The 3,845-nt window shown below is 48.9% G+C and carries 6 protein-coding genes; all 6 read left to right on the top strand.

The features are described 5' to 3' along the window. The first annotated feature begins 10 nt into the window (after positions 1-10). Positions 11-367, top strand: coding sequence for a 30S ribosome-binding factor RbfA (gene rbfA, locus Q0Y54_RS12140; protein WP_297968412.1), 357 nt, complete (start codon positions 11-13; stop codon positions 365-367). 4 nt (positions 368-371) lie between these two features. Continuing rightward, a complete protein-coding gene (locus Q0Y54_RS12145; protein ID WP_366072776.1) occupies positions 372-1,079 on the top strand; it encodes a DHH family phosphoesterase in 708 nt (235 codons plus the stop codon). Next, positions 1,045-1,287, top strand: coding sequence for a DHHA1 domain-containing protein (locus tag Q0Y54_RS12680; protein ID WP_366072778.1), 243 nt, complete (start codon positions 1,045-1,047; stop codon positions 1,285-1,287). Before Q0Y54_RS12145 ends, Q0Y54_RS12680 begins: the two co-directional genes overlap by 35 nt. Before the next feature lie 15 nt (positions 1,288-1,302). Then, complete coding sequence (truB, locus tag Q0Y54_RS12150) at positions 1,303-2,199, top strand: tRNA pseudouridine(55) synthase TruB (protein ID WP_297968405.1); 897 nt, start codon at positions 1,303-1,305, stop codon at positions 2,197-2,199. 105 nt (positions 2,200-2,304) lie between these two features. Further along, positions 2,305-3,015, top strand: coding sequence for a hypothetical protein (locus tag Q0Y54_RS12155; protein WP_297968407.1), 711 nt, complete (start codon positions 2,305-2,307; stop codon positions 3,013-3,015). A 44-nt stretch (positions 3,016-3,059) separates the two neighbouring features. Then, on the top strand, positions 3,060-3,761 hold the full coding sequence (locus Q0Y54_RS12160; protein ID WP_297968409.1) for a CheB methylesterase domain-containing protein: 702 nt from the start codon (positions 3,060-3,062) through the stop codon (positions 3,759-3,761). The last annotated feature ends 84 nt before the right edge of the window (positions 3,762-3,845 follow it).

Below are 3,845 nucleotides of genomic sequence, written 5' to 3' on the forward strand. Positions count from 1 at the left end.
CAGGCTTTATATGAGTCAGCTTCGTATTGAAAAAATTCAGGAGCTAATGAAGCAGGAAATCAGCCAGATTATCCTCCAGGAGCTTAAGGATCCCCGGATTGGCTTCGTTACCGTCACTCAGGTGGAGGTTCCCCGGGATTTGAGCATTGCCAAGGTGTTTGTCAGCATCATGGGCAATGACAAGCAGATGGAGGATACCTGGAAGGGGCTGAACAGCTCTCTCGGCTTTATCCGCCGGGAGGTAGGCCATCGCATTAGACTGCGGGTTACCCCGGAATTGAAATTCGTTCTGGACAAATCATTGGACTACAGCGATCACATTCAGAAGCTGCTTTTGCAGATTGAACGGGAGCAGGAGCAGGGATGATATTATGAATATTTCACTAAAGGAAACAGCAGACAAGCTGCTGGCAGCCCGCCGTCTGGTATTGACCGCCCATGTCAATCCGGACGGGGATGCCATCGGCTCCTGTCTGGGATTGAAGTTTATGCTGGAAAAGCTGGGGAAGCAGGTACAGGTTCTCATTGATGATGACCTGCCAAAGTTTCTCCGCATTCTTCCGGGAATAGATACCATCGAAAAGCCGGAGAAGGATTGCTATGAAGCAGATTATCTGGTTATTTTGGATGCCAGCCTGGACCGGGTGGGCAGCGTAACTGAAAAATGCAAGGCCCCAATTATAAATATTGATCATCATGGCACCAATGACCATAAGGCTGACCTTCTCTATTTGGATGCCAAAAGTGCCGCTACGGCGGAAATTATTTATGAATTGGGCAAGGAATTGGGGGTAGAGTTTGATATAAACTCTGCCACCGCTATTTATACAGGCTTGGCTACTGACTCAGGGTATTTCAGGTATTCCAATACCACTCCCCATACTATGCGGGCGGCTGCCGAGCTGCTGGAATGCGGGGTCAGACCGGAAAAGGTTTCTGAGGCTATTGAGACCAAGGATTATGCTGTGGTCCAGGGAATGGCCAGGGCCCTCCAGACCGTGGAGCTGCACGCTGATGGACGGGTAGCCGGTCTGTTCCTGAATCATGAGCTTACGGAGTCCTTGGATACGGGTCATTGATGGTGTAGATGTAGCTCTCTTGCTGAAGGCCGTTGAGCCGGAAAAATGCCGTGTCAGCATGCGGTCAAAGCAGACTGATGTGGCCCGGATTGCTGCCCGTCTGGGCGGTGGTGGTCACATTCGGGCTGCGGGCTGTACCTTGGAAAAATCCTTTGAGGCGGCCAAAGCAGAAATATTAAACGAAATTGAGCAATCGTTGTCAAAATAAGGATAATTGTGATTTATGGAAGGCTTTATTAATTTCCTAAAACCACCGGGTATGACCTCCCATGATGCGGTGGGACTGGTCCGTCGGGTGTTACATGAGAAGCACGTTGGTCATGCCGGTACCCTGGACCCCGGGGCGGCAGGTGTACTGCCCATTGCTGTGGGGCGGACAACCCGTCTGATTGAATACCTTGATAATGTACGTAAGTCATATAGGGCGGAGATGCTCCTGGGGGTGGAAACCGACAGCGGTGATGATACCGGCAGGGTGGTGGAGCGGCTGGATGACTTCGCTGTGCCTACCTGGGATCAGGTGGAGCAGGTGTTCAGGGAATTTACCGGCTCAATAGTTCAGGTGCCGCCGGCCCATTCAGCCATCAAAATAAATGGCCGTCGGGCCTGTGATTTGCTTCGTCAGGGTATTGCGGTGGATATTCCCTCCAGACAGGTGGAAATACATGGCATTCAGCTGTTGGACAGGGATGCTGCAGGCAAGAGGCTGCTCTTTGATGTGGATTGCTCCAAGGGCACCTATATCCGGTCCCTGTGTCAGGATATGGGCCGGGCCCTGGGGATACCCTCCACCATGTCATTTTTGATCAGGACTGCTGTGGGACAATTCCAGCTTGGCCAGACGGTTTCCGTGGAGGAGCTTCAGGAGCTGGGGGACAGGGCCCTGCTGAAGCCGGAGGTGTATATCAGCCATATAAGGCGGTATGATATTAATCCGAAGCGGCAGAAGGCTTTTTGCAACGGCTTGTCCTCTGATGATAGGACTTTGGTTGAGGGACCCTCCCTGCAGGATAATGAACTGCTTAGAGTATATGCCGCAGGGGAATTTTTAGGTATTGGTCATTACAATGGAAGAAATAAGACTATAGTCCCAGATAAGGTGCTAAAGTCCCAATCTTAGCAGGTAAATTATTGAAATTGTTTTTAACCTATTCATTTACATATTGTACTTACATAAATACTCCTGTATAATTGAAGTAGTGTAGTATGAAAGGGTGTATCTATCGTGAATAGGGACAATAATCCAAATACGGTGGAGCTTCGTTCCGATATGGAACTTGGTAATAAAATTATTGATGCTTTGTGCTATAGCTATCAAGGGGTGTATTATGTTAATCTGACCTCTGGTGAGATTCGCAGCTACCGTATGGCCAGGTATGTTCGGGAAAAATTCGGTGAGCAGTTTCACCAGGGCAGCTATGAGACCAACATATACGCCTATGTCCGTAAGTTGGTTATGTATGAGGATCAGCGTCTCTTTGAACCGATACTTACCATAGCCAGCCTGCGAAGTATATTTTCCCGGCAGATGTCCTACAGCTTTTCCTATCGGTTCACGCTTGATGAGGAAATTCACTATGGACAGGTGGAGGCGTTGAAGGTACTGGACTCCAGCGATGAAATTGTCCTTGCCTTTAAGAATATGGACAAGCAGCATCAGCTTGAGAAAAATCTTTACGAGAAGGAACGTCAAATTGTTAAGGCTATGAGCCGTCAGCTTAATGAGGTGGCCCGGGGGCCTTTGATGAATGTTATAGAGCAGTCCAAGGCCGCCAAGGAAGCAGCGAAGGCCGGACAGGATGTTAGTGGATATATAGAAGCTATACAAAACGATGGTGAAACTCTGCTTAGGATTTTTAATCTTATTTTCGCTGAAGAGAACACAGACAGGGAGAAGATAGAGGAAACTATCATGAAGCTGGATTCCCTCAGTTAAACTGGATACTCGATTCGTTGTATTGATTTGCAGATATGTAGGCTATGCTCCCAATCAAGGGTGAGCATGTGTTTTCACCTGTCAGCATCGGACCAATTCAAGGATGTGATTTCTTGTTTGCCAGTAAGATATCAGAAAATATAGAAGCATATACCACTATTCCATCGACCTGGTGCAGCCTTATAGCCATTGGTTCATCCACCGGTGGTACAGAAGCACTTTCTGAGATTTTGGCCAATCTTAAGCCGCCGTTGCCTCCGGTAATGGTGGTACAGCATATAAGTGCCACCTTTTCCAGGCTCTTTGCGGCCCGATTGGACAAGGAATGTGAGCTTACCGTAAAGGAAGCGATGGAAGGGGAATACGCCAAGCCAAATACCATTTATATTGCCCCTGGTGATAAGCACATGTCAATAACCGGCTCGCCGTCCTCTATCTGTATTCATTGTAAGGCCGGTGAACGGATACATGGTGTGCTTTCCTCGGCGGATGTGCTTTTTGAGTCTGTGGCCAAGGTGATTGGCAACAAGGCTGTAGGGGTTATCCTTACTGGTATGGGGGTAGATGGGGCGGCCAAGCTGCTGGCTATGCGTCAGGCCGGTGCCCGGACCTTGGGGCAGGACGAAGCCACCTGCGTGGTGTATGGTATGCCAAAGGCGGCCTTTAATATGGGTGCCGTGGAACGGCAGGTAGGCCTCCAGGACATGGCCACGGAAATAACTAAGCTGGTTTATCCAGGCAGATAAAAATGCGACTGAACAAATTATCAGCCGCATTTTTTGTATAAAGAAAACCACGCGATAGTCGCGTGGTTCAGAAAAGCTTTAGCT

Origin of the sequence: uncultured Anaerovibrio sp. (assembly GCF_947302755.1) — a bacterium.
GTDB lineage: Bacteria > Bacillota > Negativicutes > Selenomonadales > Selenomonadaceae > Anaerovibrio.